Source organism: Polynucleobacter sp. AP-Ainpum-60-G11 (genome assembly GCF_018688375.1).
Taxonomy (GTDB): Bacteria; Pseudomonadota; Gammaproteobacteria; order Burkholderiales; family Burkholderiaceae; genus Polynucleobacter.
On sequence record NZ_CP061318.1, the window covers coordinates 602,794 to 622,867 of the forward strand.

Consider the following 20,074-nt stretch of genomic DNA (forward strand, 5'->3'; position numbering starts at 1 on the left):
CAAATTATAGGATTGCTTGATTACAATCGGTAGAACATGGCAAGAACCGTATACCCGAAGTCCAAAACCCCTTTAAGCTCCCAGCCCCCTGAGAATCATGGGCAGGGCAGGATGCCCCGCCTCTTGCTTGAGGCCCGCTGGTTCATCTCCCTTGGTCTCTGTTTAGGCTTATTAGCCATTTTGGTGACTTATTCCAAGGCGGATCCAGCTTGGTCGCATGCCAGTTTTGAGGCTCCGAAGAACCTCGGTGGTCGTTTTGGTGCCTATTTGGCCGATTTATTGCTCTACATCTTTGGTATTTCCGCATTTTGGTGGGTAGTGCTGGTTGGGCGTCGCGTCCTAAGTGGCTGGCGTGAGCTCTGGAGCATCCCCTTGCCACCAGATCCAGATGCCAAGCCAGACTCCTTAGTAATGCGTTGGCTGGGCTTTGGACTGACTTTAGTGAGCAGCATGGGCCTTGAGTCCATTCGGATGCATTCGCTCACCTGGGAGCTCCCAAGACCTCCTGGGGGCATTTTGGGCGAACTGATTGGTGACCCACTTCAAATGACCTTAGGCTTTACCGGCTCTACCTTAGTCTTGCTATTTACTCTCTGCGCTGGATTGTCTTTATTCCTTCACTTTTCTTGGTTGGATGTTGCAGAAAAAGTCGGTCGATCCCTAGAGCTTGCTTATGACCGTTTACGCGAACGTCGTGATAGCGAAGAGGACCGTAAATTAGGTGAAGCAGCTGCCGAAGAGCGCGAGGAGTTTGTGGAAGAGTTTCGCGGGCGCGTTGAAATTGCTAAGCCAATACAGATTGTTCGTGCTCCCATAGAGATTCCAAAGAGTGCACGGGTTGAGCGCGAAAAACAACAGCCTTTATTTGTGGATATTCCGGATTCAGAGTTGCCACCCTTGGCATTGCTTGATCCTGTACCAGAAGCGAAAGAAACCATCTCAGCTGATGTATTGGAATTTACTTCTCGTTTGATTGAGCGCAAGCTGGCTGAGTTCAACGTGGAAGTCAAAGTTATTGCAGCCTATCCAGGTCCTGTAGTAACCCGTTATGAGATCGATCCTGCTGTTGGCGTGAAGGGTAGTCAGATCGTCAATCTCTCACGCGACTTGGCTCGTTCACTCGGTGTAGTAAGTATGCGTGTGGTGGAAACTATTCCTGGTAAGACTTGTATGGCTTTGGAGTTGCCAAACCCATCACGTCAATCGGTTTACCTCTCTGAGATTTTGAGTTCGCAGGTATATAACGACAGTCATTCCAACTTGACCCTCTCTTTGGGTAAAGATATTTCAGGTAGTCCGATTGTTGCTGACTTGGCAAAGATGCCGCATTGCTTAGTTGCTGGCACGACTGGTGCTGGTAAGTCTGTTGGCATCAATGCGATGATTTTGTCCATCCTTTTCAAGGCGAAGCCGGATGAAGTTCGTCTGATCATGATTGATCCGAAGATGCTCGAGATGGCGATGTACGACAAGATCCCCCATCTCTTATGCCCAGTTGTGACTGACATGAAGCAGGCCTATAACGCGCTCAATTGGGCTGTGAATGAGATGGAGCGTCGCTACAAACTGATGAGTAAGTTTGGTGTGCGTAACCTCGCCGGCTTTAATAAAAAGATTCTTGAGGCTGAAGAAAAAGGTGAGAAGCTCACCAATCCATTTAGCTTAACCCCAGATGATCCAGAGCCAATTTATAAAGCACCAGTGATTGTGATTGTGATCGATGAGTTGGCTGACTTAATGATGGTCTCCGGCAAGAAGATTGAGGAGTTGATTGCACGTATTGCTCAAAAAGCTCGTGCTGCCGGCATCCATTTGGTATTAGCAACACAACGCCCGAGCGTGGATGTAATTACTGGCTTGATTAAGGCTAACGTCCCAACGCGCATTTCTTTCCAAGTGAGTAGCAAGATCGATAGCCGTACGATTTTGGATCAACAAGGCGCTGAAGCACTGCTTGGTATGGGTGACATGCTGTACATGGCTCCAGGTACGGGCTTGCCGGTCCGTGTCCACGGCGCCTTTGTTTCAGATGATGAAGTACATCGTGTGGTCGAGTGGCTCAAAGAGAAGGGCGAAGCCAATTACATTGATGGCGTTCTGGAAGGTGCCGATGAATCTACGATTGATGCATTGACTGGTGAAGGTGGTAGCGAAGCCGATCCTTTGTACGACCAAGCAGTAGCCATCGTTCTAGAGAACAAACGCCCATCTATTTCATTGGTGCAGCGCCACCTGCGCATCGGTTACAACCGCGCGGCCCGCTTACTCGAGGATATGGAAAAAGCTGGATTAGTTTCAAAGATGGGTAATGGCGGCAATCGCGAAATCCTCCATCGCTCTTCCGAATAAGGCCACCCCTTGCGTAGACTGATTTCAGTAGCAGCCTTAGGGCTCACAATTTTTTTATCTCCAAACATAGTATTGGCGGAAGGTGAGAGCGGTGCAGAGCAGTTGCGTCAGTTTGTGCGTAACTCTAAAACTGCGGAAGGCGACTTTAAGCAACAACAGTTGCGCGCACCTAAAGCAAATGAACCGCAAGACAAAGGTTTAAAAGTAATTCGCCAAACTCAAGGACGGTTTGTATTTCAGCGTCCAGGCCGATTTATCTGGGATACGCAAAAGCCGTATGAGCAAAAACTGATTGCCGATGGCAAACAACTTATTTTGTGGGACAGAGATTTAAATCAGGCGACATTTAGACCTGCCGGCCAAGCCTTAGCGGCTACACCAGCAGCAATTCTTTTTGGTGAGACTTCTTTGGACCAGCATTTTGAGTTAGTTGACGGTGAAGATCGCTTAGGTATGAAATGGGTTGCTCTAGTGCCCAAGAAAAATCCGAATGCAAAGAATGGTAATGACTTGCCTTACACCAAGATCTCAGTAGGCATGGTCAATGGCCTGCCTAAAGCGCTCGAGCTCATTGATGGCCTGGGTAGCGTGGTTCTGGTTACTTTAGACAAGATCCAGCTCAATATCAATTTGCCTGCCAGTCGCTTTACTTTCAATCCGCCGGCTGGCGCAGAAGTCTTACGCTTAAACTAACGTCTATACCCATTAACGAATAGAGCATCACATGATTGATCCGCAATTACTTCGCAAAGATATCGCAGCTGTTGCTGCCCGATTAGCCACTCGTAAATTCCAGCTCGATGTTGATAAGTTCAACACCTTAGAGTCCGAGCGTAAATCTTTACAAACTCGCACAGAAGAATTACAAGCAAAACGCAACCAATTGGCTAAAGCGATTGGTATGAAAAAAGGTAAGGGCGAGGATGCTACTGCTGAGATGGCAGAAGCAACGCAGATTAACGTCGATATGGAATCAGGTGCAGCTCGCTTAGCAGTTTTGCAGGCAGAGATTGCGGATTTCTTAATGGGTATTCCTAACCTGCCGGATGAAGCCGTTCCGGTCGGTAAAGACGAGACAGAAAATAAAGAAGTAAAGCGCTGGGGCGCGATCCCTGGGTTCTCATTTCCCGTAAAGGATCATGTGGACTTAGGCGCACCCTTGGGTCTTGACTTTGAATCCGCTGCCAAGATTAGCGGTTCACGCTTTGTAGTTCTTAAAGGACCTGTTGCCAGATTGCATCGTGCCTTAGCGCAATTCATGATTGATTTACATACAACTCAGCATGGTTACGAAGAGCTTTACGTTCCCCTGATGGTGAACTCAGCCTCCATGCGTGGTACCGGTCAGTTGCCTAAGTTTGAAGAAGATCTATTTAAGGTCCCTCGCCAAATGGGCGGCGAGGATGGAGCGGGCGAAGCCAAAATTGAAAACTTTTATTTGATTCCAACTGCAGAAGTGCCTGTTACTAATTTAGTGCGTGACACGATTACTGCGGCTGAAGAGTTGCCGCTGAAATTTGCTGCCCATACTCCATGCTTTAGATCTGAGGCAGGTAGCTATGGTCGTGACGTGCGTGGCATGATTCGACAACATCAGTTTGAAAAAGTAGAGCTCGTTCAAATTGCCAAGCCAGAAGAGTCAATGCAGTTACTTGAAGAGTTAACATCACACGCAGAAAAAGTATTGGAGCTGCTCGAGTTGCCTTACCGAAAAGTATTGCTCTGCACTGGCGATATGGGTTTTGGTAGTACGAAGACATATGACCTGGAAGTGTGGATCCCGTCGCAGAATGCTTATCGCGAGATTAGCTCCTGCTCCAATATGGGCGATTTCCAAGCTAGACGTATGCAGGCTAGATATAAAGCTGGCCAAGGTAAGCCTGAGTTAGTGCATACCTTAAATGGTTCTGGCTTAGCAGTGGGTAGAACTGGTGTAGCGCTGCTAGAAAACTGCCAACAGGCCGATGGCAGCATAGCCATTCCGAAAGCCTTGCGACCTTATATGGGTGGTTTGGAAGTGCTAAAACCAATTTAATGTTTCAGAAAACCAAAAGCGATCCCGCTCAAATGAATAAGCTCTCGTTGCCTTTATTTTTGCTTTGCTCAGTATTGATTTCTCCAGCTGTTTTGGCGACTGAAAAAACCTATCGCTGCGAGGTTTTGAATGATGCCTATATTAAAAGCAATGGAGAGTTAGATATAGTTAAAGATAGTCCCCGAGTTGGTCAAGAATTTGCAGTAATCAAGAAAACTGGAGAAGTTGTTGGAGATGTTATGGATTCTTTAGGAAAACCTAAGGTCATTGCATCTGGAAGCAAGGGCAACTCTTATAAAGTGATTTGGACGCAAAAGGCTGCAGGCAAAGATGGTGCCTTTGTAGACTATCTCAGCATCGAAGGGTTTGCAAAAGACGGTAAGAAGCCTTTTGGATTCTTTTCTGGTGCACTGCTCATGACAGGCGTTTGCGACCAATAGATTGAAAAGCTTTGGGCAGGATTGGCGTTTAAGTTTTATGCTGGATACACCGGAGAGGTGGCAGAGTGGTCGAATGTACCTGACTCGAAATCAGGCGTAGGGTCAAGCCTACCGAGGGTTCGAATCCCTCCCTCTCCGCCAACTTGCTCCGATGGATCTACTTAGAATTGCTATCTGAGGTTACCCACCACAATCTGAAGTACTTGCAGAATAAGTAGTAAGGCAAGGGGCGATAAATCTAGAGCTCCAAAACTAGGAAGTGTTTTTCTAATTGGTGCGAGTAGGGGTTCTACAAGCAGTGAAACTAAATACTGAATCTGAGAGCCTGCGCCAATCCACGACAGAAGAACGCTTGCAAATACTATCCCAACTAATCCTGAAAGCATTAGATCGGCTAAGTCAATCAAGGCCAGCAGTAGCCATGAGATGTTAGAGAGATCGGCTCCGGAGAGCAATAATAGTATGGCTGTTTTTCCCGCAACCAATAGGTAGGCAGCTAAAAAACTGGCGACATCAAATCGTCTAATGCTGGGGATTAGCCTACGCAGGGGAATCACAATCCAATTGGTGAGTGGAAGCACATATGCACCAATGGTGCGACTTTGGCCTGAACCTAGATTAAATGCAAGCCACTGTAAATAACACCTTAGCAAGCAGGCGCCAGCCACAATACTTACTAAGACCTGAAGAAGGAGATTCATGATTTGTATCAGCATAGGGCTATTGTATGGTCTTTAAGGTTTAATTTCAGGTCTGAATGCTTTGTATTCTAAGGAGGCCTTTTGATCCCTTAAAACAATATCGTTGTTCCATGCTCTAATGCACAGCAATATGATTACTGTCGTTATCGCATCTTATAAGTATGGCCATCTTGCTGCACATTGCATCGAGTCTTTGCTTTCTCAAACCTTAGCGCCCAAAAGAATTATTTTTGTAGATGATGGGGCTCACGACTGTAGTCATCTGCCTGGCCTATATCCTGATATTGAATATATTCTCAGACCTCACAATTTAGGTACTGTCGATAACTTTCACGACTTATTAATGATGGTTGACACGGAGTATGTTCTTTTTCTTGGGGCTGATAATTGGCTCAGATCTGATGCAATAGAGCTGTTGTCTGATTTCAGTGCGGATATTGTCACTTATGACATTGTTGTAACCGGTGAGCTTAAGGAAGAGATTCATGATCGCGTTCCGGGTGAGACCAATCCCTATCAAGGCGATCTGTATTGGGATCGGGAGGGCAAGCATCATGGCTCCATGATGTATCGCACCTCTTTGGGTCAGAAAGTAGGCTACAAGCAAAGGTATGCTGATGGTATTCATCCACAAGAGGATTGGAATCTTTGGGACAAAATGCGAGAGCAGGGCGCCTCAGTGGATAGCTTAAATGAAGGCCTACTGTTTTATAGAAGGCATCGTGAAAACTTTTTGAAGTACGACCACCTTGCAGATGCTCTAGGCGAGCAACCTTAGTTTGATGTTCTCAAGTTAGACCGGATTTCTTTCAGGGTGTCAGCATCGACAGATAGTCTGATACCCAGCATTCCTGAATTCTCAAGCACGGGCGTTTTTCTGAGGCTCGCTTCAATCGATTCCACTTCAGAGTGGCGAGCACAGGCCTCAACAATTCTGGTCAGCAATCTTTCTTGAGTTTCGTACTGGCCATCCTGAGCTAAGCGATTGATTTCAATAACGAGTGGATCGTAATCAAACACATGCTCCATGCCATCGCTTGCAATCAATATCAGGCTTGGATTAATCCATAGAATCAGATCCAGAAGATGTTGATTGGGAATGGTAGCCCCAGGAGCATAGGTTCCAATTGCAGTATTCAGTTGAAGGTCTTTTAGTTCTACACAAGCTATTGATGTCATGTGATGCTTTTCTTGCCTTTTGAGAATGTTGCTTTATTCGCTGAAGGTCACTACGTGATCAGCTACCAGGTGTATACCAATCTTTTCACCAATTGCATGATCATGGTGGCTAGGAACAAAGGCGTATATTTCAGTGCCCGATCCCAGTTTGAGCGTATATAAAAAGTCAGCACCCCTGAAGGTCTTGCGAACGACCTCCGCTAGCAAAGTGCTGTGGTCATCATGTTGAATATCATCGGCGCGCAAGAGCACATCAATTTCTTTTCCAAGATCGTTGCTGCGATCTTCCTCTAATTCCAGTTCACCCAACTCAATTTTGACTTTGTTGTTGGCTTGCACGATGCCCTTCACAAATACTCCGCGGCCAATAAAGTCGGCGACGTAACGATTAACGGGTTTGTGATAGAGCTCATAAGGAAGATCCCACTGAACTACTTTGCCTTCAGACATCACACCAATCTTATCGGCAATTGCAAATGCTTCATATTGATCATGAGTCACGAGCAGGGCAGTAATGTTGTTTGCCTTAAGAATTTCTCGGGTCTCCCCTGCAAGGCGTTCTCTCAGTTCAATATCCAGGCTGGAGAAGGGTTCATCTAGCAAAATTAAATCAGGCCCTGGTGCCATCGCTCTGGCTAAGGCTACACGTTGCTGTTGGCCGCCACTTAATTCATGAGGGTAGGCATTGGCCTTATCGGAGAGAGAGACTCGTTCGAGCCATTCCATTGCAACGCTAGATCTCTGTTGGCTGGGGAGATGCTGCAGACCAAAGGCAATATTCTCAAGAACATTTAAGTGAGGGAAGAGGGCAAAGTCCTGAAAGACCATACCTACTTTTCTTTGGTTGGGTGGGATCTGGATAGAGGCAGAGCTCACAACCTGATCTCGCAGGAGAATTTCGCCAGCTTTTACAGGCTCAAACCCACAGATCGCACGGAGAACCGTAGATTTTCCACAGCCCGAGGAGCCTAATAGGCAACCAATCTCACCTTGGGAAAGATCCAGATTCAGGCCGTTGACGGCTGTTACGCGTCCTTGACCATCTCGACTGGGGTAGTCAATTTCCAGCTGTTTGATAGAAAGCAGTGTGTGAGCGGAGTTCATCCCTATAATTTTCTCATTAATGCTAGTGGTTTAATACATAGCTAGAGTCTAAACGGATTGTGGATTTGATGAATCGTATTGTGGTGCCGCTTGCCCTGTTGTTATTTTTGCCCCTATTCGGCTTGGCAGCGCCATTCCTAATTCCTGGGAATAATCTTTTAGCTAGTGGCACGCTTAGCCATCTATGGCACTTTGTCTTGGGTGGTTACATTGCTTCGACCTTAGTGTTGATTCTTGGTGTCGGCGTAGGTGTATTTATTCTGGGGGTGGGTAATGCCTGGATTATTGCTAGCTATGATTTTCCGGGTAAGAAAATATTTGAGTGGGCTTTAATTCTGCCCTTAGCCGTACCCACTTATGTCATGGCTTATTTGTTTGTCGATCTTCTGCAATTCTCAGGCCCGATACAGAGCACACTGCGCGCCGCACTAGGAATGGATTCGCTATGGTTCTTCCCGGATCCACGCTCCTTGAGTGGCGCGATTTGGTCGTTCTCCTTCTGCCTCTTTCCTTATGTTTATCTCATAACGCGCACTGCTTTTTTGGAGCGCAGCGGTAGATTGATTGAGGTTTCAGAAACGCTGGGTTATAGCCCGCTTCAAGGATTTATAAAATTGGTATTGCCAATGGCAAGACCAGCCATCTTTGCCGGTATGGCTTTGGCGCTGATGGAGGTCTTAGCCGACTTTGGAGCTGTGTCTTATTTTGGTGTTCAAACTTTTGCAACGGGTATCTTTAAGGCCTGGCTTTCTTTTGGCGATCGCGTAGCAGCTGTGCAGCTTGCATTGGGTCTATTAAGTTTTGTTTTGCTTATCTTCTTTATTGAGCAAAGTAGTCGCTCAAAACTACGATATGCCTCCTCAACGCGAAGCAGACCGCTAGCAAAGACTCTACATGGCAAGAAAGCTTATTTGGCATTTGCTTTTTGTGGCGCTACCTTGCTATGCGGTTTTTTGCTGCCAGCATTTGCACTCCTGCAATTACTCTTTAAGCAAGGTCTCACAATCGATATTCGATATCTCGATTGGTTGGGTAATTCTTTATCTGTTTCGTTGCTGACTGCAGTAATTTCCGTTGCACTCGCTGTCTTTTTTGCGTATGCAGTGAGAATGAATACTCGCTTAAGCTGGGTTAATCGATTGCTGGGTTTTGGTTACGCATTGCCTGGCGCAGTACTGGCTATCGGCATCCTTTCCTTCTTGGAAATATTTCACCTTGCTTGGTGGATGTCTGCGAGCATGCTGGTGCTGGTCTACGCTTACTTAGTTCGATTTCTTTCATCGAGCTTGCAAAGCGTGGAAGCGGGGCTGGCACGCATTACGCCATCTATGGATGCCTCGGCGGCGCTACTCGGGCTTACTAAGGGGCAGATTCTGAAACGAGTTCACGTACCCTTGCTTAAGCGTAGCCTAATCACTGCCGGCCTCTTCGTCTTTGTGGATGTGATGAAAGAGTTACCAGCAACACTCCTATTGCGCCCCTTTAACTTTGATACCTTGGCTGTAGCAACCTACCAACTGGCTGCTGATGAGCGCCTCGCTGAACTGGCCTTGCCTTCCTTAACGATTGTTTTAGTGGGGCTATTCCCAGTTTTACTGCTTTCCAGGGTAATTTCTAAATCTTAATTGATAATCATTCGTATTTGTGATACATTGGATGTAATCTAATACTGATCGCAAATACAGCAATGACAAGTCCAACAATACGTAAATTCTTAGTTCCTACTGCTTTGATTCTGGGCACATTTATGGCATTGCCATTGCATGCTCAAGACGCCAAAGAGCTCAATCTTTATTCAGCTCGTCACTATCAAACTGATGAAGCGCTCTACAGCGATTTCACTAAAAAAACTGGTATCAAGATTAACCGTATTGAGGCTGATGACAATGCTCTGGCCGAGAGATTAAAAAGTGAAGGCGCCAATAGTCCGGCTGATGTGATTTTGATGGTAGATGCAGCACGATTATGGCGCGCTCAAATTGATGGATTCTTTAAACCAATTCACTCGAAGTATTTAGAGAGCCGAATTCCAGCAAACTTACGATCTAAGCCTGAGCCAGAGGGCTCAACTTGGTTCGGCTTCTCGACTCGAGCTCGTTTGGTGGTCTATAACAAAGCCAAAGTGAATCCACATGATGTTGATACTTATGAGAAGTTAGCCGAGCCAGTAAATAAAGGTAAGGTGTGCACGCGTTCAGGCGCTCATCCTTATATGCTGTCATTGATTGGCGCCATGATTGAGCGTCGTGGCGAGGCAGCGACAGAAGAGTGGGCAAAAGGTATGGTCAGCAATATGGCTCGCCCTCCAAGGGGTGGCGATACCGATCAAATCAAAGCGGTTGCGTCTGGGGAGTGCGGAGTTGCTTTAACGAATTCGTATTACCTAGTTAGACTTTTGCGTTCCACTAAGCCAGAAGATCAAGCCCTCGTTTCTAAGATTGGTTTTGTTTGGCCAAATCAGCAAACGACTGGCACGCATATCAATATTGCAGGTGGTGGCGTAGCGAAGAATGCACCGCACTCACAAGCTGCCATTCAGTTTCTCGAGTACTTGGCTAGCGATTCTGCGCAAGAATATTTTGCAAACGGTAATAACGAGTGGCCTGTGGTGAAGTCAGTCAAGATTGAAAATGAAGGCCTAAAAATGTTGGGATCATTTAAGGCTGAAAACATTTCTGTTGCTGCTATTGGCAAGAACCAGATTGCCGCTCAAAGATTGCTAGACAGGGTTGGCTACAAGTAAGTTTTATTAGGGAAAACCCTTGACTTTTAGAGGGTTTTCGTTTACATTAAGAATTCGCTGAAAGCCGGCTTTCAGCATAAGAAGCGTACAGACTAGAGTTTTACCGCAGTTGTGGAGACTGTCAGTACGCTTCTTAGAAATATTCCTTAAAAGCAATAGCCAAGTCACAACAGTGACCATCTGAAAATCAGCAATGGGCTGCAGCAAATCAAAAAGCATTTAAAAAGTAAATACCAATAACAGCAGGGTCTCTGCTCGTGTGCAATTTTCACATTGGGTCTTTGGTCGCCAAAGGTGACTAGAATGACTCTATTCCTTAAGAGATATGGATTCCCCTATGAAAATCGTCCTAAGCGCTTCAGTGCTTGCCGCCTCTCTTGTGATGTTGGCATGCGGAACACCGCCAAGTGAGTTTGGGGTCTATCGACAGTCTGATGGAACGGTTGGGGTTCATGCCCCAAAATCCGCTAAAGATACTGAGGCTCAGGCCGCAGCAGCAGAGGAGTGCAAAAAACTAGGAAAGCGAAGCGCCACTATTGTTGAGACTCGCAAAACAGTGAACGACCGCTTTCCTATGACCTACATTTTTGTGTGTAATACCTATTAAGTTACACCTGCTTAGCTAAGCAACCATTTCTTAATCGATTTATTGACACACATTGCATCTAAAGCCAGTCCAAAAAATTCAGAGCCATTGGTAACCATGCTCTCAATGGCCTCAACCTTGCCAGATTTCACGCCACGTAAATACGTAGCAGCGCGATAGCGTAAGAAGTGCTCATTCTGACCTTCCTCATTGTCCGTAGAGCAGATTTCTAAGCTGCCATAGCGGGTCTCTGGGTTGATATTCAGAATAGAGAGGCCTAATGCACCAATCAAATTTTCTGGGACGGGAATAGGAACATAAGAGTAGAGAGAGACCAGCTGCTCTTGTTCGTCAACCTCAATAATGTGGTCAACATCGAACACATCTTTTTCTGTCAACTCAGTTTCACCAGAATCGCCGCCACCAAAGGTGGATTCGAATTGCAGCATTGCTGTATTGCTATCTTTAGAGATATCAATCATGTCAGGATAGCCAAGTAAGCCTTTCCACCAGTACATGAGCGAGAAGGTGCACGGTTTTACTTCAACCAGACCTTTATTGGTTGATTTGGCAAAGTACAGGCCGTAGAACTCATCATCTTCCTCGAGTCCGTACTGATCAACCTTGAGTTTTTTTGGTGCAGCTGTCTTTGAAGACTTCTTGCTAGCTTTCTTAGGCACAGGTTTTTTGGCTGCAGGCTTCTTCGCCGCTACCTTTTTAACCGCCTTCTTCGCCGCTGGTTTTTTAGCAATCGCTTTTTTGGCGATAGGCTTTTTAGTTGCTGATTTTTTCACTACCTTCTTTACGGCCTTTTTAGCTACCACTTTCTTGGCGGCAACTTTCTTAACGGCTTTCTTTGCAGGGGCTTTTTTTACTACCTTAGTAGCTACTTTCTTTTTTGCTGGAGACTTCTTTGTAGCCATGGTCTATTACCCTTCCTATTGGTAGTTAATGTGCTTAGCGCACAAATGGATATTACTTCAGTTCTATCCACTTTTGCTGATACCTATATGGGGATTTACCTAGCAATATCAAGGATCAATCCCTAATTATTCTTTGGGCTTTGGAGGAAGGAGCGTGGTGCTTGAATTTAAATGCGAACTTGCTACACTGGAACGGTGCAGTTATGAATAACCTCAACCTAAAGAGAATTTATGTTCCCTGAATATCGCGAGTTAATTAGTAAGCTGAAAACATCAGATCGTCACTTTTCTCATTTATTTGATAAGCACAACAATCTCGATCAAAAGATTCAAAGAATGGAAGCTCATACTGAGCCTAGTACTCCGGAAGAAATCGAGAATCTGAAAAAGGAAAAGCTTTTACTGAAGGACCAACTGTACACAGTCTTGAAAAAAGCCAGCGCCACCTAATTGGCTCAGACCATCAGAGCCTCTATTTGGGTCCGATGGTCTTTTATTGATACCTACGCTTTCTTTAAAAAGCAGGCTTTGAGCAACATATTGCCTGCCTCTGTCTTGCAGTCCACCTCATGATCGCCAGATACCAGGCGAATACCCTTGATCTTAGTGCCAACTTTCAGGGTAGTGGATGATCCTTTGACCTTTAGATCCTTAATGAGGGTTACGGTATCGCCATCAGCCAGTAGATTGCCGTTGGCATCTTTCACAATCAGAACGCCTTCATCCTCTTCTGCAGTGGCTGTCATCGGCCATTCATGACCGCATTGAGCACAAACAAAGTTCTCACCATCCGGATAAGTCATGTCTTCTTGGCAGGCAGGGCATTTAGGAAGGCTGGCATTCGTGTTCATAGTGGGGCGCTATTAAAAGTGAAGTAGGCGCTAATTTTAGTCCACTACTAGCGGGGTAATTTAGAATCAATAGACAATGAGTAAATCAACCAAGATCATCATCGGTGTATTAGGCGGAGCGTTTATCCTAATTGCCGCCGGAGTTTGGTATGCGGCCTCAACAGTTGACCCTGCACAGCTCACTAAATTGCTCTCCTCTTCAGTCAAGACGGCTACTGGACGAGATTTAAAAATATCTGGGCCAGTTACTCTGAGCTTTTTCCCCAGAATTTCTGTGTCAGCAGAGCGCTTAAGTTTGAGTAATGCATCTTGGGCATCTCATCCTGAGATGCTTAACCTTAATCGCATTGAGTTAGATATTAAGATCTTGCCGCTACTCAGTCAGCGTATTGAGGTTGGAAGCATAAAACTCTCTGGCCTAGAGTTAATTCTCCAGAAAAATACAGCCGGTAAAGTCAATTGGGATATGAGTGCGGATGCATCAAATCCTGTTGCTACTTCTGATAGCGGTCAGGCTGATAGCGCTTCAGTGAGTGATAAGCTGATCTTCATGGATAGCATTGCGATTGTGGATACTCAGATTCAGTATCAAGATCCTTCTGCCTCAATCTCAAGCTATCAAATAAAGCGCTTATCCCTCCAGGAGGGTGGTGATGAGACAAGCATCTCGGTCAATATGCAAGCTCAGGGACAGGCTTTGGACCTCAGTGGAAAAGTTGGACCTCTTTCTCGCTCATTCAAGCAGTGGGATGTTTCTTCGATACGGTTCCCAGTTGACCTTAACCTTAATCTGAACGGTAAAACTCTGTTGATGAAGGGTGAGGTAAGTAAGGCTCCTAAGGCTATACCCACATTCAATTTAGCATTGAGCTCAAAAGCATTTGACTGGACCGGCTCGGGTGAGGCAGTTAACCAAGCCCCTCAATCCATCAGCACTGCTAAGCCGGTGCCAGCCGTACGCCAAACCCAAAAGCCGCAGCCTAATTTCTTATTTAGTAATGACATCATTCCTTTTGATGCGCTACCTCAAGCTAATGGGAAGGTGCTGATTAATATTGCTGAGTTGGGGTTACCAAAACGCAAGCCAATTGAAAATCTTCAGGCTACCTTGCAATTGGATGGCAGCAGTATTGAGATTCCAAGTCTGACGTTTCAAATGGGTAAAGGGAGCGCTGACATCCAGATCAATCTCTCCCAGATTAATAAAGCAAATCCTGAGCTAGCAGTTAAGGGTGTGACAAAAGATTTCGTGCTAGAGAACTTACTGTCCCGGCTTGATCCAAGTTCCAAGGTGAGTGGCGGCGCTATGAAGTTAGCATTTGATATCAAGACATCCGGAAACAGTCTTCACCAGATGGCAGCAAATTCCAATGGCAAGATTCAGTTGAGCATTAATCAGGCTCGTATGGGTACTAACTTTTTAAACGATGCTGGTGATTTTGTGGTCACCTTATTGGATTCCATGAATCCAATGCGTAAAAAAACGAGTGAAACAGTTTTGGAGTGTGCGGTTGCCTATCTGCCAATTAATAATGGCCAGGTCAATATAGCCAATACAGTTGGGGCGGAGACAGATAGATTGGATGTGGTCTTAGCTGGTTCTATCAATCTGAAAACGGAAGCAGTTAATCTGACTATTAATCCACGAGAAAAATCAGGCCTCACTACAGGTCTTGATTTGGCAGGGCTAGTAAAGATGGGTGGCACACTGACAAATCCTAAGGCGGGGATTAATCAGGCCGGGGTCGTCAATAGTGCCGTCTCGGTTGGGCTTGGATTTTTAACTGGTGGCGTAAGCATTTTGGCTGAGAATGCCAGATCAATGACTACAAAAGTGCACCCTTGTAGAGATGCACTGCACCCCTGGTCTGATATCTACCCTGGGGCACAGTAATTCTTAAAGCAGTATTCCGCTGATAAAGAGGCTGAATAGAGAAATAAAGATGCTGGCAAAGAAGGCGGTCCAGAAGCTGGAGATCGTGAAGCCACTAACTACTGCTGAAACCAGTATCAGCACCAAGGCATTCACTACCAGCAGAAACAATCCCATGGTGAGAACAGTTAGCGGCAGGGTAAGGAGAATTAATAAAGGCTTCACAACGGCATTGGCAAAGCCAAGCAGTAGGGCAGCAATCAGTAGTGAGCCGCCATCAGCAAAACGTAAGCCGCTAAAAAGATAGCTGGCGACCCAAAGGGATAAAGATGTTAAACCCCATTGAACTAAAAACGGAACCAAGTTACCCATTAAGAACATCCTTTTTCTTTTTTAGAATTCAGCTTTAATCGTAACTGATTTTAGTGGTGGATTAAGCCGCTATCTTTTGCTTTGAGTTTTTGATAGGTTTAAAGTGAATTTCAATGTGAGTATTGGTAGCGGCTGCAAGTTTTGTCAGGGTTCTCAGGGAGGGCAATCCTGCGCCACTTTCTAGTCTCGCGATCGCAGATTGAGAGGTGCTCATCAGTACGGCCAGCTCCTCTTGAGATAGCCCCCTTTTCATGCGCGCCTCAATAACCTCTTGTGCAATCTCAAATTCCACACGAGATTCATCGTAAGCTTTTTTGTATTCAGGATTCTTGATCCATTTTTTATGTAAATTAGAGATTTTGGTCATATTAAGTTTGCCTGTTTAGCTCTTCTTGTTGCCATTTCTAAAGCTGCCGGTGGAGTTTTCTGAGTCTTCTTAATAAATACATGCAATACGATCATTCTTTTCCCGCTGGCATGGATATAAATTCCTCGTGCAATCCCATCCTTACCGGAAACTCGTATCTCCCAAAATTTTGCACCTAAAGATTTGATGTGAGGCATTCCAACTTCTTGGGGTCCAAATTGCTCGAGTAAACCAGAAACCCTGACAAACCGACTTCTAATATCTGCTGGAAGATCTTCTAGCTCTTGGTCAACTGTTGAGTTTAGGGTGTGAACACTCCATGTTGTCATCCATAAATTATATCAATATTGATATATGTCAAAAATGATATAACTTAATCAGTAATAAAGCAAGGGCTTTAATAGTGGGGAGGGATTTCATCTTTTGGACTGCTGTTGCTTGCGCCGTCAGCACCATTGGCTTGCTCTTTGATGGACTTTAGTTCTCGATATAGAAACTCAATTTGTTGCTGTTGCTTATAAATGGTTTGATTCAGTTGATCAATCAAATCTTCAGTAAAGCTGAGTTTAATTTCAAGGTTGGTGATGCGATCTTCCGTCATTTCAATTCCTCTATTGATATCTTAAGCATCGACCAATTCAAAGCGACCATCTTCCATCTCCGCCTTTGGCCTTATCCAAAAGTCATGCGACTGGAGTGATTCGTAGACATAGGCTGGTTCAAGGTTGGCTTCAACATTGGCAAGTAGCACTACTTTATAAAAGCCACCGGTCTTAATGTGCCTTAGCTTGCTGCCTGGCTTAAAGAGGCCGTCGTCGGCATCTGCCATTTTTGGTTTATTCATGTCAAAAAAGTGCTTTCTCAGTATGATCTACGAATGACAAATGCTGTCCCGTACTCCATTCTAGATATATCTCCAATCCCACAGGGATTTACTGCTGGGGATGCATTGCGTAACTCACTAGATGTTGCTCAGCATGCGGAGGCATTGGGCTATACCCGCTATTGGGTGGCGGAGCACCACAATATGACAGGTAATGCCAGCTCTGCCACGGCAGTCTTGGTCGGATATATTGCTGGCGGTACCAAAACGATTCTTGTTGGATCTGGTGGTGTGATGTTGCCAAACCATGCCCCGTTAGTCATTGCCGAACAATTCGGCACATTGGCGTCCATCTACCCCGGAAGGATTGAGTTGGGCTTGGGCCGTGCGCCAGGTACAGATCAAATGACTGCCAGAGCCTTACGTCGAGATTTGCTCGGAAGCGATGACCGCTTTCCGCAGGATGTACGAGAGTTGCAGCATTACTTTGGCCCCATTCAAGAGGGGCAGGCTGTTAAGGCGATTCCAGGTGCGGATACCGAAGTACCGATTTGGATTTTAGGATCTAGCTTGTATGGCGCTCAATTGGCGGCTCATTTTGGCTTGCCATATGCCTTTGCTTCACACTTTGCACCTGAGCAGTTGCTTGATGCAATGTCGACTTATCGTGAATTATTTAAACCTTCCGATAAGCTAGCTAAGCCCTATTGTGCATTTGTGATGAATGTAGTGGCCGCTGATACTGATGAAGAGGCCGCTCATTTATTTACTACTTTGCAGCAAAATGTCATTCGTATGCGCCGTAATACCCGTGGGCAACTACCACCCCCGATTGATGATTTGGATGACTTCTGCGATTCGCACGAAAAGACTACTGCAGCACACACATTGCGCTGCTCTGCGGTTGGATCTTTGCAAACGGTAAGAAAAGGAATGCAGTATTGGCTCGACCAGACTGGCGCTAACGAAGTCATCATTACAGGTCAAATCTATGACCACCAAGCACGCTTAAGATCATTTGAGATTGCTGCTGAAGCTGCCAAGGGATTGCGCTTTAGCTCTAAAGCTTAAAGGCGTTGTAGTCGCTGGTAATCAGAATATCTTCTTGTGCAGCTCGACTGGCGATATTGAGTACAGCATTGTCTTTGCTGATGAGTATCGCCGGCCTCAGTCGATAGGCTAGATCTAAGAAGATTTGATCATTAGGATCTTGGCATATCCAGGGGGCAGGGGCTAAATCAGAATCATCATATTGCTGTGCTATTGATCGCCATTGGGATAGAACTGCCACTTGAGTGGCCTGGTCTAGCTTGAAGAGGGGGCGAGAGATGACGTCAGCAAACTCAAGCATGGTCTTTTGACTTGCAATCGCGACAATGCCTTCATTTACAGTTGCTTGCTTCAAATGAACGGCCCTTTCGTCATTAAAGACAAAAATATCTAGCAAGATATTGGTGTCTAAGACTACCGGTTTCATTGCTGCTGATTGCGCCAGATTTCTGGGGTAATGGTGACTTGGCCCATATCCGAGGAAACGTAAGCTTCCCCATCTTGAATATTCACATGCAAAACCATGCTGCGTTCCACTAGCTTGTTCAGTTCTTTAGCTTGTTCTGCTGGAATAGAAATCACTTGCAGGTTGCGCGCACGAGTCAGCTTATTCGCAATGCCATCCCACCAGATTTTGCTAGTCTGGCCACCATAGCAATAGACAATGACTTGATCAGATCGACCGCAAGCTTTCAGAATACGTCGTTCATCGGGCTGACCTACTTCAATCCAAAGTTTGATGGCGTCGGTGAGATCCTTAACCCAGAGGTCAGGCTCATCGGTATCACTCAAGCCCTTGGTAAAAGCCAAATCTTCTTGTGCTTGCAAAGCAAAGGCGATGATGCGAATCATCATCCGCTCTTCAGTCTCAGAGGGGTGCTTGGCGATGGTGAGGGAATGACTACCGTAATAGTGGCGGTCAGAGTCTGCGACGTGTAAGTCGGCTTTGTGGATAGTTGCGCGTAGAGCCATGGCGCATTATCGCCTTTAATAGGGGGCAAGTCGGATCTCCCAGTATTATTTAGAAAATTGCCCCGATTTACTGTGTATCGTAGAGTCCCATGATCCGTATTACTGAACTTCGTTTGCCTATTAGCCATGCCCCTGAGGCATTGGAGGAGGCGATTTTGAAGCGCTTGAATATCCAAGCTCAAGACTTGATCCGGACTGATGTCTTCAAGCGTAGCTACGATGCCAGAAAAAATGTTGCTCTAGCGTTTATCTACACCGTCGACTTATCGGTGAAAAATGAAGAAAAATTACTTGAGCAGTTTGCTAATGACATTCACGTAAGGCCATCCCCGGATACGAGTTATCACTTCCTTGCCAATGCCTCGCAATTAAAAAGTCAAAGATTTGAGCGTCCTGTAGTTATTGGATTTGGCCCTTGTGGGATTTTTGCTGCCTTGGTATTAGCGCAGATGGGTTTTAAGCCAATCGTATTAGAGCGTGGCAAACCAGTACGCGAACGCACCCAAGATACTTGGGGTTTATGGCGCAAAAATGTCCTCAACCCAGAGTCCAATGTGCAATTTGGTGAGGGTGGGGCAGGCACGTTTTCCGACGGCAAGCTCTATAGTCAAATCAAAGACCCAAAGTTTTATGGGCGTAAGGTCATCGCGGAATTTATTAAAGCGGGTGCTCCAGAAGAAATTCGTTATGTTGCTAAGCCACACATTGGAACCTTCCGCTTAGTTGGTGTTGTCGAAAGAATGCGCCAAGAAATTATTGAGCTGGGAGGGGAGATTCGCTTCTCGCAAAAAGTGATTGGCTTTGATATTCAGAATGATCACATTGCTGGAGTCAAGATTGAGGGGCATCCAGATTTACCGGCTAACCATGTTGTGCTGGCATTAGGTCACAGTGCTCGCGATACCTTCGAAGCGTTGCATGCTGCGGGCGTCTATATGGAAGCCAAACCATTTTCGGTAGGCTTTCGCATTGAGCATCCGCAATCCTTGATCGACAAAGCTCGCTTGGGCCCGCATGCAGGCAATGAACTGATCGGTGCGGCAGACTATAAGCTGGTTCACCATGCTAAGAATGGCCGCGCGGTTTATAGCTTTTGTATGTGTCCAGGCGGAACCGTAGTTGCCGCCACATCTGAACCTAATCGTGTCGTGACCAACGGGATGAGTCAATATTCTCGCAATGAGCGTAATGCCAATGCCGGTATTGTTGTGGGCATTACTCCTGAAGACTATCCTGGTGGTCCATTAGCTGGTATTGAGTTTCAGAGGGCGTTAGAGTCTAAGGCCTATGAGCTTGGTGGATCCACCTATGAAGCCCCAGGGCAACTGGTAGGAGACTTCCTGGCTGGTACGGCTTCAACCGATTTTGGTTCTGTAATGCCGTCTTATAAACCTGGTGTGCATCTGACAGATCTTGCCGATGCCTTGCCGGCTTATGCAATTGAGGCAATCCGAGAAGCGATCCCCGCTTTTGAAAAGCAGATCAAAGGCTTTTCAATGAAAGATGCAGTGCTGACCGGTGTTGAGACGCGGACATCCTCTCCTTTGCGCATTACTCGTGGCGCAAACTTGCAGAGCCTGAATGTCAAGGGGCTTTATCCAGCGGGTGAGGGTGCTGGCTATGCCGGCGGAATCTTGTCGGCCGGGGTTGATGGGATTAAAGTAGCAGAAGCGGTTGCGCTTGATTACCTATCCCAATAATTCAAT

General features: G+C 46.0%; 24 protein-coding genes and 1 tRNA gene. 13 read left to right on the forward strand and 12 right to left on the reverse strand.

Features of this window, described 5'->3' with window-relative positions; all coding sequences use genetic code 11:
• The first annotated feature begins 36 nt into the window (after window positions 1-36).
• The 5 genes from FD971_RS03130 to FD971_RS03150 all read left to right on the forward strand — a co-directional run bounded on the left by FD971_RS03130 (window position 37) and on the right by FD971_RS03150 (window position 4,965).
• Entirely contained in the window at window positions 37-2,349 is a 2,313-nt protein-coding gene (locus tag FD971_RS03130; protein ID WP_215334659.1) for a DNA translocase FtsK, read from the forward strand.
• A gap of 9 nt (window positions 2,350-2,358) precedes the next feature.
• Window positions 2,359-3,042 carry an outer membrane lipoprotein carrier protein LolA gene (locus FD971_RS03135; RefSeq protein WP_215334660.1) on the forward strand — a complete coding sequence of 228 codons (684 nt, stop codon included), beginning with the start codon at window positions 2,359-2,361 and terminating at the stop codon, window positions 3,040-3,042.
• 31 nt (window positions 3,043-3,073) lie between these two features.
• Window positions 3,074-4,384: a serine--tRNA ligase gene (serS, locus tag FD971_RS03140; RefSeq protein ID WP_215334661.1), complete on the forward strand. Its 1,311-nt coding sequence runs from the start codon at window positions 3,074-3,076 to the stop codon at window positions 4,382-4,384.
• Window positions 4,385-4,416: 32 nt separating this feature from the next.
• Window positions 4,417-4,824 carry a hypothetical protein gene (locus FD971_RS03145; protein WP_215334662.1) on the forward strand — a complete coding sequence of 136 codons (408 nt, stop codon included), beginning with the start codon at window positions 4,417-4,419 and terminating at the stop codon, window positions 4,822-4,824.
• Window positions 4,825-4,875: 51 nt separating this feature from the next.
• Window positions 4,876-4,965 (forward strand) — tRNA-Ser (locus FD971_RS03150).
• Between the two features lie 29 nt (window positions 4,966-4,994).
• On the opposite strand, the gene FD971_RS03155 is transcribed toward FD971_RS03150, so the two are convergent.
• Entirely contained in the window at window positions 4,995-5,540 is a 546-nt protein-coding gene (locus FD971_RS03155) for a YggT family protein (protein WP_215334663.1), read from the reverse strand.
• Between the two features lie 115 nt (window positions 5,541-5,655).
• On the opposite strand from FD971_RS03155, the gene FD971_RS03160 reads away from it, so the two are divergent.
• On the forward strand, window positions 5,656-6,303 hold the full coding sequence (locus FD971_RS03160) for a glycosyltransferase family 2 protein (protein ID WP_215334664.1): 648 nt from the start codon (window positions 5,656-5,658) through the stop codon (window positions 6,301-6,303).
• Here the strand turns inward: FD971_RS03160 and FD971_RS03165 are convergent.
• A complete protein-coding gene (locus tag FD971_RS03165) occupies window positions 6,300-6,704 on the reverse strand; it encodes a dihydroneopterin aldolase (RefSeq protein WP_215334665.1) in 405 nt (134 codons plus the stop codon). The two genes, FD971_RS03160 and FD971_RS03165, sit on opposite strands and share 4 nt — an antisense overlap.
• Before the next feature lie 33 nt (window positions 6,705-6,737).
• Window positions 6,738-7,808: an ABC transporter ATP-binding protein gene (locus FD971_RS03170; protein ID WP_215334666.1), complete on the reverse strand. Its 1,071-nt coding sequence runs from the start codon at window positions 7,806-7,808 to the stop codon at window positions 6,738-6,740.
• A 68-nt stretch (window positions 7,809-7,876) separates the two neighbouring features.
• On the opposite strand from FD971_RS03170, the gene FD971_RS03175 reads away from it, so the two are divergent.
• From FD971_RS03175 to FD971_RS03185, 3 genes are all read left to right on the forward strand, one after another.
• On the forward strand, window positions 7,877-9,433 hold the full coding sequence (locus tag FD971_RS03175) for an iron ABC transporter permease (RefSeq protein ID WP_215334667.1): 1,557 nt from the start codon (window positions 7,877-7,879) through the stop codon (window positions 9,431-9,433).
• 122 nt (window positions 9,434-9,555) lie between these two features.
• The gene (locus FD971_RS03180) at window positions 9,556-10,551 is read left to right on the forward strand and encodes an extracellular solute-binding protein (protein ID WP_215335137.1); all 996 of its coding nucleotides are present in this window, start codon (window positions 9,556-9,558) and stop codon (window positions 10,549-10,551) included.
• A 337-nt stretch (window positions 10,552-10,888) separates the two neighbouring features.
• Entirely contained in the window at window positions 10,889-11,158 is a 270-nt protein-coding gene (locus FD971_RS03185; RefSeq protein ID WP_215334668.1) for a hypothetical protein, read from the forward strand.
• A gap of 11 nt (window positions 11,159-11,169) precedes the next feature.
• Here the strand turns inward: FD971_RS03185 and FD971_RS03190 are convergent, their stop codons facing one another.
• On the reverse strand, window positions 11,170-12,060 hold the full coding sequence (locus tag FD971_RS03190) for a hypothetical protein (RefSeq protein ID WP_215334669.1): 891 nt from the start codon (window positions 12,058-12,060) through the stop codon (window positions 11,170-11,172).
• A gap of 231 nt (window positions 12,061-12,291) precedes the next feature.
• On the opposite strand from FD971_RS03190, the gene FD971_RS03195 reads away from it, so the two are divergent.
• On the forward strand, window positions 12,292-12,510 hold the full coding sequence (locus tag FD971_RS03195) for a YdcH family protein (RefSeq protein WP_215334670.1): 219 nt from the start codon (window positions 12,292-12,294) through the stop codon (window positions 12,508-12,510).
• A 53-nt stretch (window positions 12,511-12,563) separates the two neighbouring features.
• Here the strand turns inward: FD971_RS03195 and FD971_RS03200 are convergent, their stop codons facing one another.
• Entirely contained in the window at window positions 12,564-12,911 is a 348-nt protein-coding gene (locus tag FD971_RS03200) for a zinc ribbon domain-containing protein YjdM (RefSeq protein WP_215334671.1), read from the reverse strand.
• A gap of 76 nt (window positions 12,912-12,987) precedes the next feature.
• Between FD971_RS03200 and FD971_RS03205 the strand changes: the two genes are divergently transcribed.
• The gene (locus tag FD971_RS03205) at window positions 12,988-14,805 is read left to right on the forward strand and encodes an AsmA family protein (protein WP_215334672.1); all 1,818 of its coding nucleotides are present in this window, start codon (window positions 12,988-12,990) and stop codon (window positions 14,803-14,805) included.
• A gap of 3 nt (window positions 14,806-14,808) precedes the next feature.
• Here the strand turns inward: FD971_RS03205 and FD971_RS03210 are convergent, their stop codons facing one another.
• The 5 genes from FD971_RS03210 to FD971_RS03230 form a co-directional block, all read right to left on the reverse strand.
• Window positions 14,809-15,156: a phage holin family protein gene (locus FD971_RS03210; RefSeq protein WP_215335139.1), complete on the reverse strand. Its 348-nt coding sequence runs from the start codon at window positions 15,154-15,156 to the stop codon at window positions 14,809-14,811.
• 61 nt (window positions 15,157-15,217) lie between these two features.
• Entirely contained in the window at window positions 15,218-15,523 is a 306-nt protein-coding gene (locus FD971_RS03215) for a helix-turn-helix domain-containing protein (RefSeq protein WP_215334673.1), read from the reverse strand.
• Entirely contained in the window at window positions 15,520-15,852 is a 333-nt protein-coding gene (locus FD971_RS03220; RefSeq protein ID WP_215334674.1) for a type II toxin-antitoxin system RelE/ParE family toxin, read from the reverse strand. Before FD971_RS03220 ends, FD971_RS03215 begins: the two co-directional genes overlap by 4 nt.
• Window positions 15,853-15,920: 68 nt before the next feature.
• Window positions 15,921-16,124: a SlyX family protein gene (locus tag FD971_RS03225; protein ID WP_215334675.1), complete on the reverse strand. Its 204-nt coding sequence runs from the start codon at window positions 16,122-16,124 to the stop codon at window positions 15,921-15,923.
• Window positions 16,125-16,145: 21 nt separating this feature from the next.
• Window positions 16,146-16,367: a hypothetical protein gene (locus FD971_RS03230; RefSeq protein ID WP_215334676.1), complete on the reverse strand. Its 222-nt coding sequence runs from the start codon at window positions 16,365-16,367 to the stop codon at window positions 16,146-16,148.
• Between the two features lie 33 nt (window positions 16,368-16,400).
• Between FD971_RS03230 and FD971_RS03235 the strand changes: the two genes are divergently transcribed.
• Entirely contained in the window at window positions 16,401-17,417 is a 1,017-nt protein-coding gene (locus FD971_RS03235) for an LLM class flavin-dependent oxidoreductase (RefSeq protein WP_215334677.1), read from the forward strand.
• Here FD971_RS03235 and FD971_RS03240 read toward each other — a convergent pair.
• Together FD971_RS03240 and FD971_RS03245 are read right to left on the reverse strand one after the other, a co-directional pair.
• Complete coding sequence (locus FD971_RS03240) at window positions 17,407-17,823, reverse strand: putative toxin-antitoxin system toxin component, PIN family (RefSeq protein WP_215334678.1); 417 nt, start codon at window positions 17,821-17,823, stop codon at window positions 17,407-17,409. The genes FD971_RS03235 and FD971_RS03240 overlap by 11 nt on opposite strands.
• Entirely contained in the window at window positions 17,820-18,368 is a 549-nt protein-coding gene (locus FD971_RS03245; RefSeq protein WP_215334679.1) for a YaeQ family protein, read from the reverse strand. The genes FD971_RS03240 and FD971_RS03245 overlap by 4 nt, the downstream gene beginning before the upstream one ends.
• A gap of 89 nt (window positions 18,369-18,457) precedes the next feature.
• On the opposite strand from FD971_RS03245, the gene FD971_RS03250 reads away from it, so the two are divergent.
• Entirely contained in the window at window positions 18,458-20,068 is a 1,611-nt protein-coding gene (locus tag FD971_RS03250) for an NAD(P)/FAD-dependent oxidoreductase (protein WP_215334680.1), read from the forward strand.
• Window positions 20,069-20,074 lie beyond the last annotated feature (6 nt).

What these genes read in the sequence shown, in the direction of transcription:
- FD971_RS03190 (WP_215334669.1), bottom strand. Translation starts at nt 12,060, where the DNA reads ATGGCTACAAAGAAGTCTCCAGCAAAAAAGAAAGTAGCTACTAAGGTA.
- FD971_RS03200 (WP_215334671.1), bottom strand. Translation starts at nt 12,911, where the DNA reads ATGAACACGAATGCCAGCCTTCCTAAATGCCCTGCCTGCCAAGAAGAC.
- FD971_RS03245 (WP_215334679.1), bottom strand. Translation starts at nt 18,368, where the DNA reads ATGGCTCTACGCGCAACTATCCACAAAGCCGACTTACACGTCGCAGAC.
- FD971_RS03155 (WP_215334663.1), bottom strand. Translation starts at nt 5,540, where the DNA reads ATGCTGATACAAATCATGAATCTCCTTCTTCAGGTCTTAGTAAGTATT.
- FD971_RS03145 (WP_215334662.1), top strand. Translation starts at nt 4,417, where the DNA reads ATGAATAAGCTCTCGTTGCCTTTATTTTTGCTTTGCTCAGTATTGATT.
- FD971_RS03230 (WP_215334676.1), bottom strand. Translation starts at nt 16,367, where the DNA reads ATGAATAAACCAAAAATGGCAGATGCCGACGACGGCCTCTTTAAGCCA.
- FD971_RS03195 (WP_215334670.1), top strand. Translation starts at nt 12,292, where the DNA reads ATGTTCCCTGAATATCGCGAGTTAATTAGTAAGCTGAAAACATCAGAT.
- FD971_RS03250 (WP_215334680.1), top strand. Translation starts at nt 18,458, where the DNA reads ATGATCCGTATTACTGAACTTCGTTTGCCTATTAGCCATGCCCCTGAG.
- FD971_RS03205 (WP_215334672.1), top strand. Translation starts at nt 12,988, where the DNA reads ATGAGTAAATCAACCAAGATCATCATCGGTGTATTAGGCGGAGCGTTT.
- FD971_RS03225 (WP_215334675.1), bottom strand. Translation starts at nt 16,124, where the DNA reads ATGACGGAAGATCGCATCACCAACCTTGAAATTAAACTCAGCTTTACT.
- FD971_RS03220 (WP_215334674.1), bottom strand. Translation starts at nt 15,852, where the DNA reads ATGACAACATGGAGTGTTCACACCCTAAACTCAACAGTTGACCAAGAG.
- FD971_RS03165 (WP_215334665.1), bottom strand. Translation starts at nt 6,704, where the DNA reads ATGACATCAATAGCTTGTGTAGAACTAAAAGACCTTCAACTGAATACT.
- FD971_RS03170 (WP_215334666.1), bottom strand. Translation starts at nt 7,808, where the DNA reads ATGAACTCCGCTCACACACTGCTTTCTATCAAACAGCTGGAAATTGAC.
- FD971_RS03160 (WP_215334664.1), top strand. Translation starts at nt 5,656, where the DNA reads ATGATTACTGTCGTTATCGCATCTTATAAGTATGGCCATCTTGCTGCA.
- serS (WP_215334661.1), top strand. Translation starts at nt 3,074, where the DNA reads ATGATTGATCCGCAATTACTTCGCAAAGATATCGCAGCTGTTGCTGCC.
- FD971_RS03180 (WP_215335137.1), top strand. Translation starts at nt 9,556, where the DNA reads ATGGCATTGCCATTGCATGCTCAAGACGCCAAAGAGCTCAATCTTTAT.
- FD971_RS03215 (WP_215334673.1), bottom strand. Translation starts at nt 15,523, where the DNA reads ATGACCAAAATCTCTAATTTACATAAAAAATGGATCAAGAATCCTGAA.
- FD971_RS03130 (WP_215334659.1), top strand. Translation starts at nt 37, where the DNA reads ATGGCAAGAACCGTATACCCGAAGTCCAAAACCCCTTTAAGCTCCCAG.
- FD971_RS03175 (WP_215334667.1), top strand. Translation starts at nt 7,877, where the DNA reads ATGAATCGTATTGTGGTGCCGCTTGCCCTGTTGTTATTTTTGCCCCTA.
- FD971_RS03185 (WP_215334668.1), top strand. Translation starts at nt 10,889, where the DNA reads ATGAAAATCGTCCTAAGCGCTTCAGTGCTTGCCGCCTCTCTTGTGATG.
- FD971_RS03235 (WP_215334677.1), top strand. Translation starts at nt 16,401, where the DNA reads ATGACAAATGCTGTCCCGTACTCCATTCTAGATATATCTCCAATCCCA.
- FD971_RS03210 (WP_215335139.1), bottom strand. Translation starts at nt 15,156, where the DNA reads ATGGGTAACTTGGTTCCGTTTTTAGTTCAATGGGGTTTAACATCTTTA.
- FD971_RS03240 (WP_215334678.1), bottom strand. Translation starts at nt 17,823, where the DNA reads ATGAAACCGGTAGTCTTAGACACCAATATCTTGCTAGATATTTTTGTC.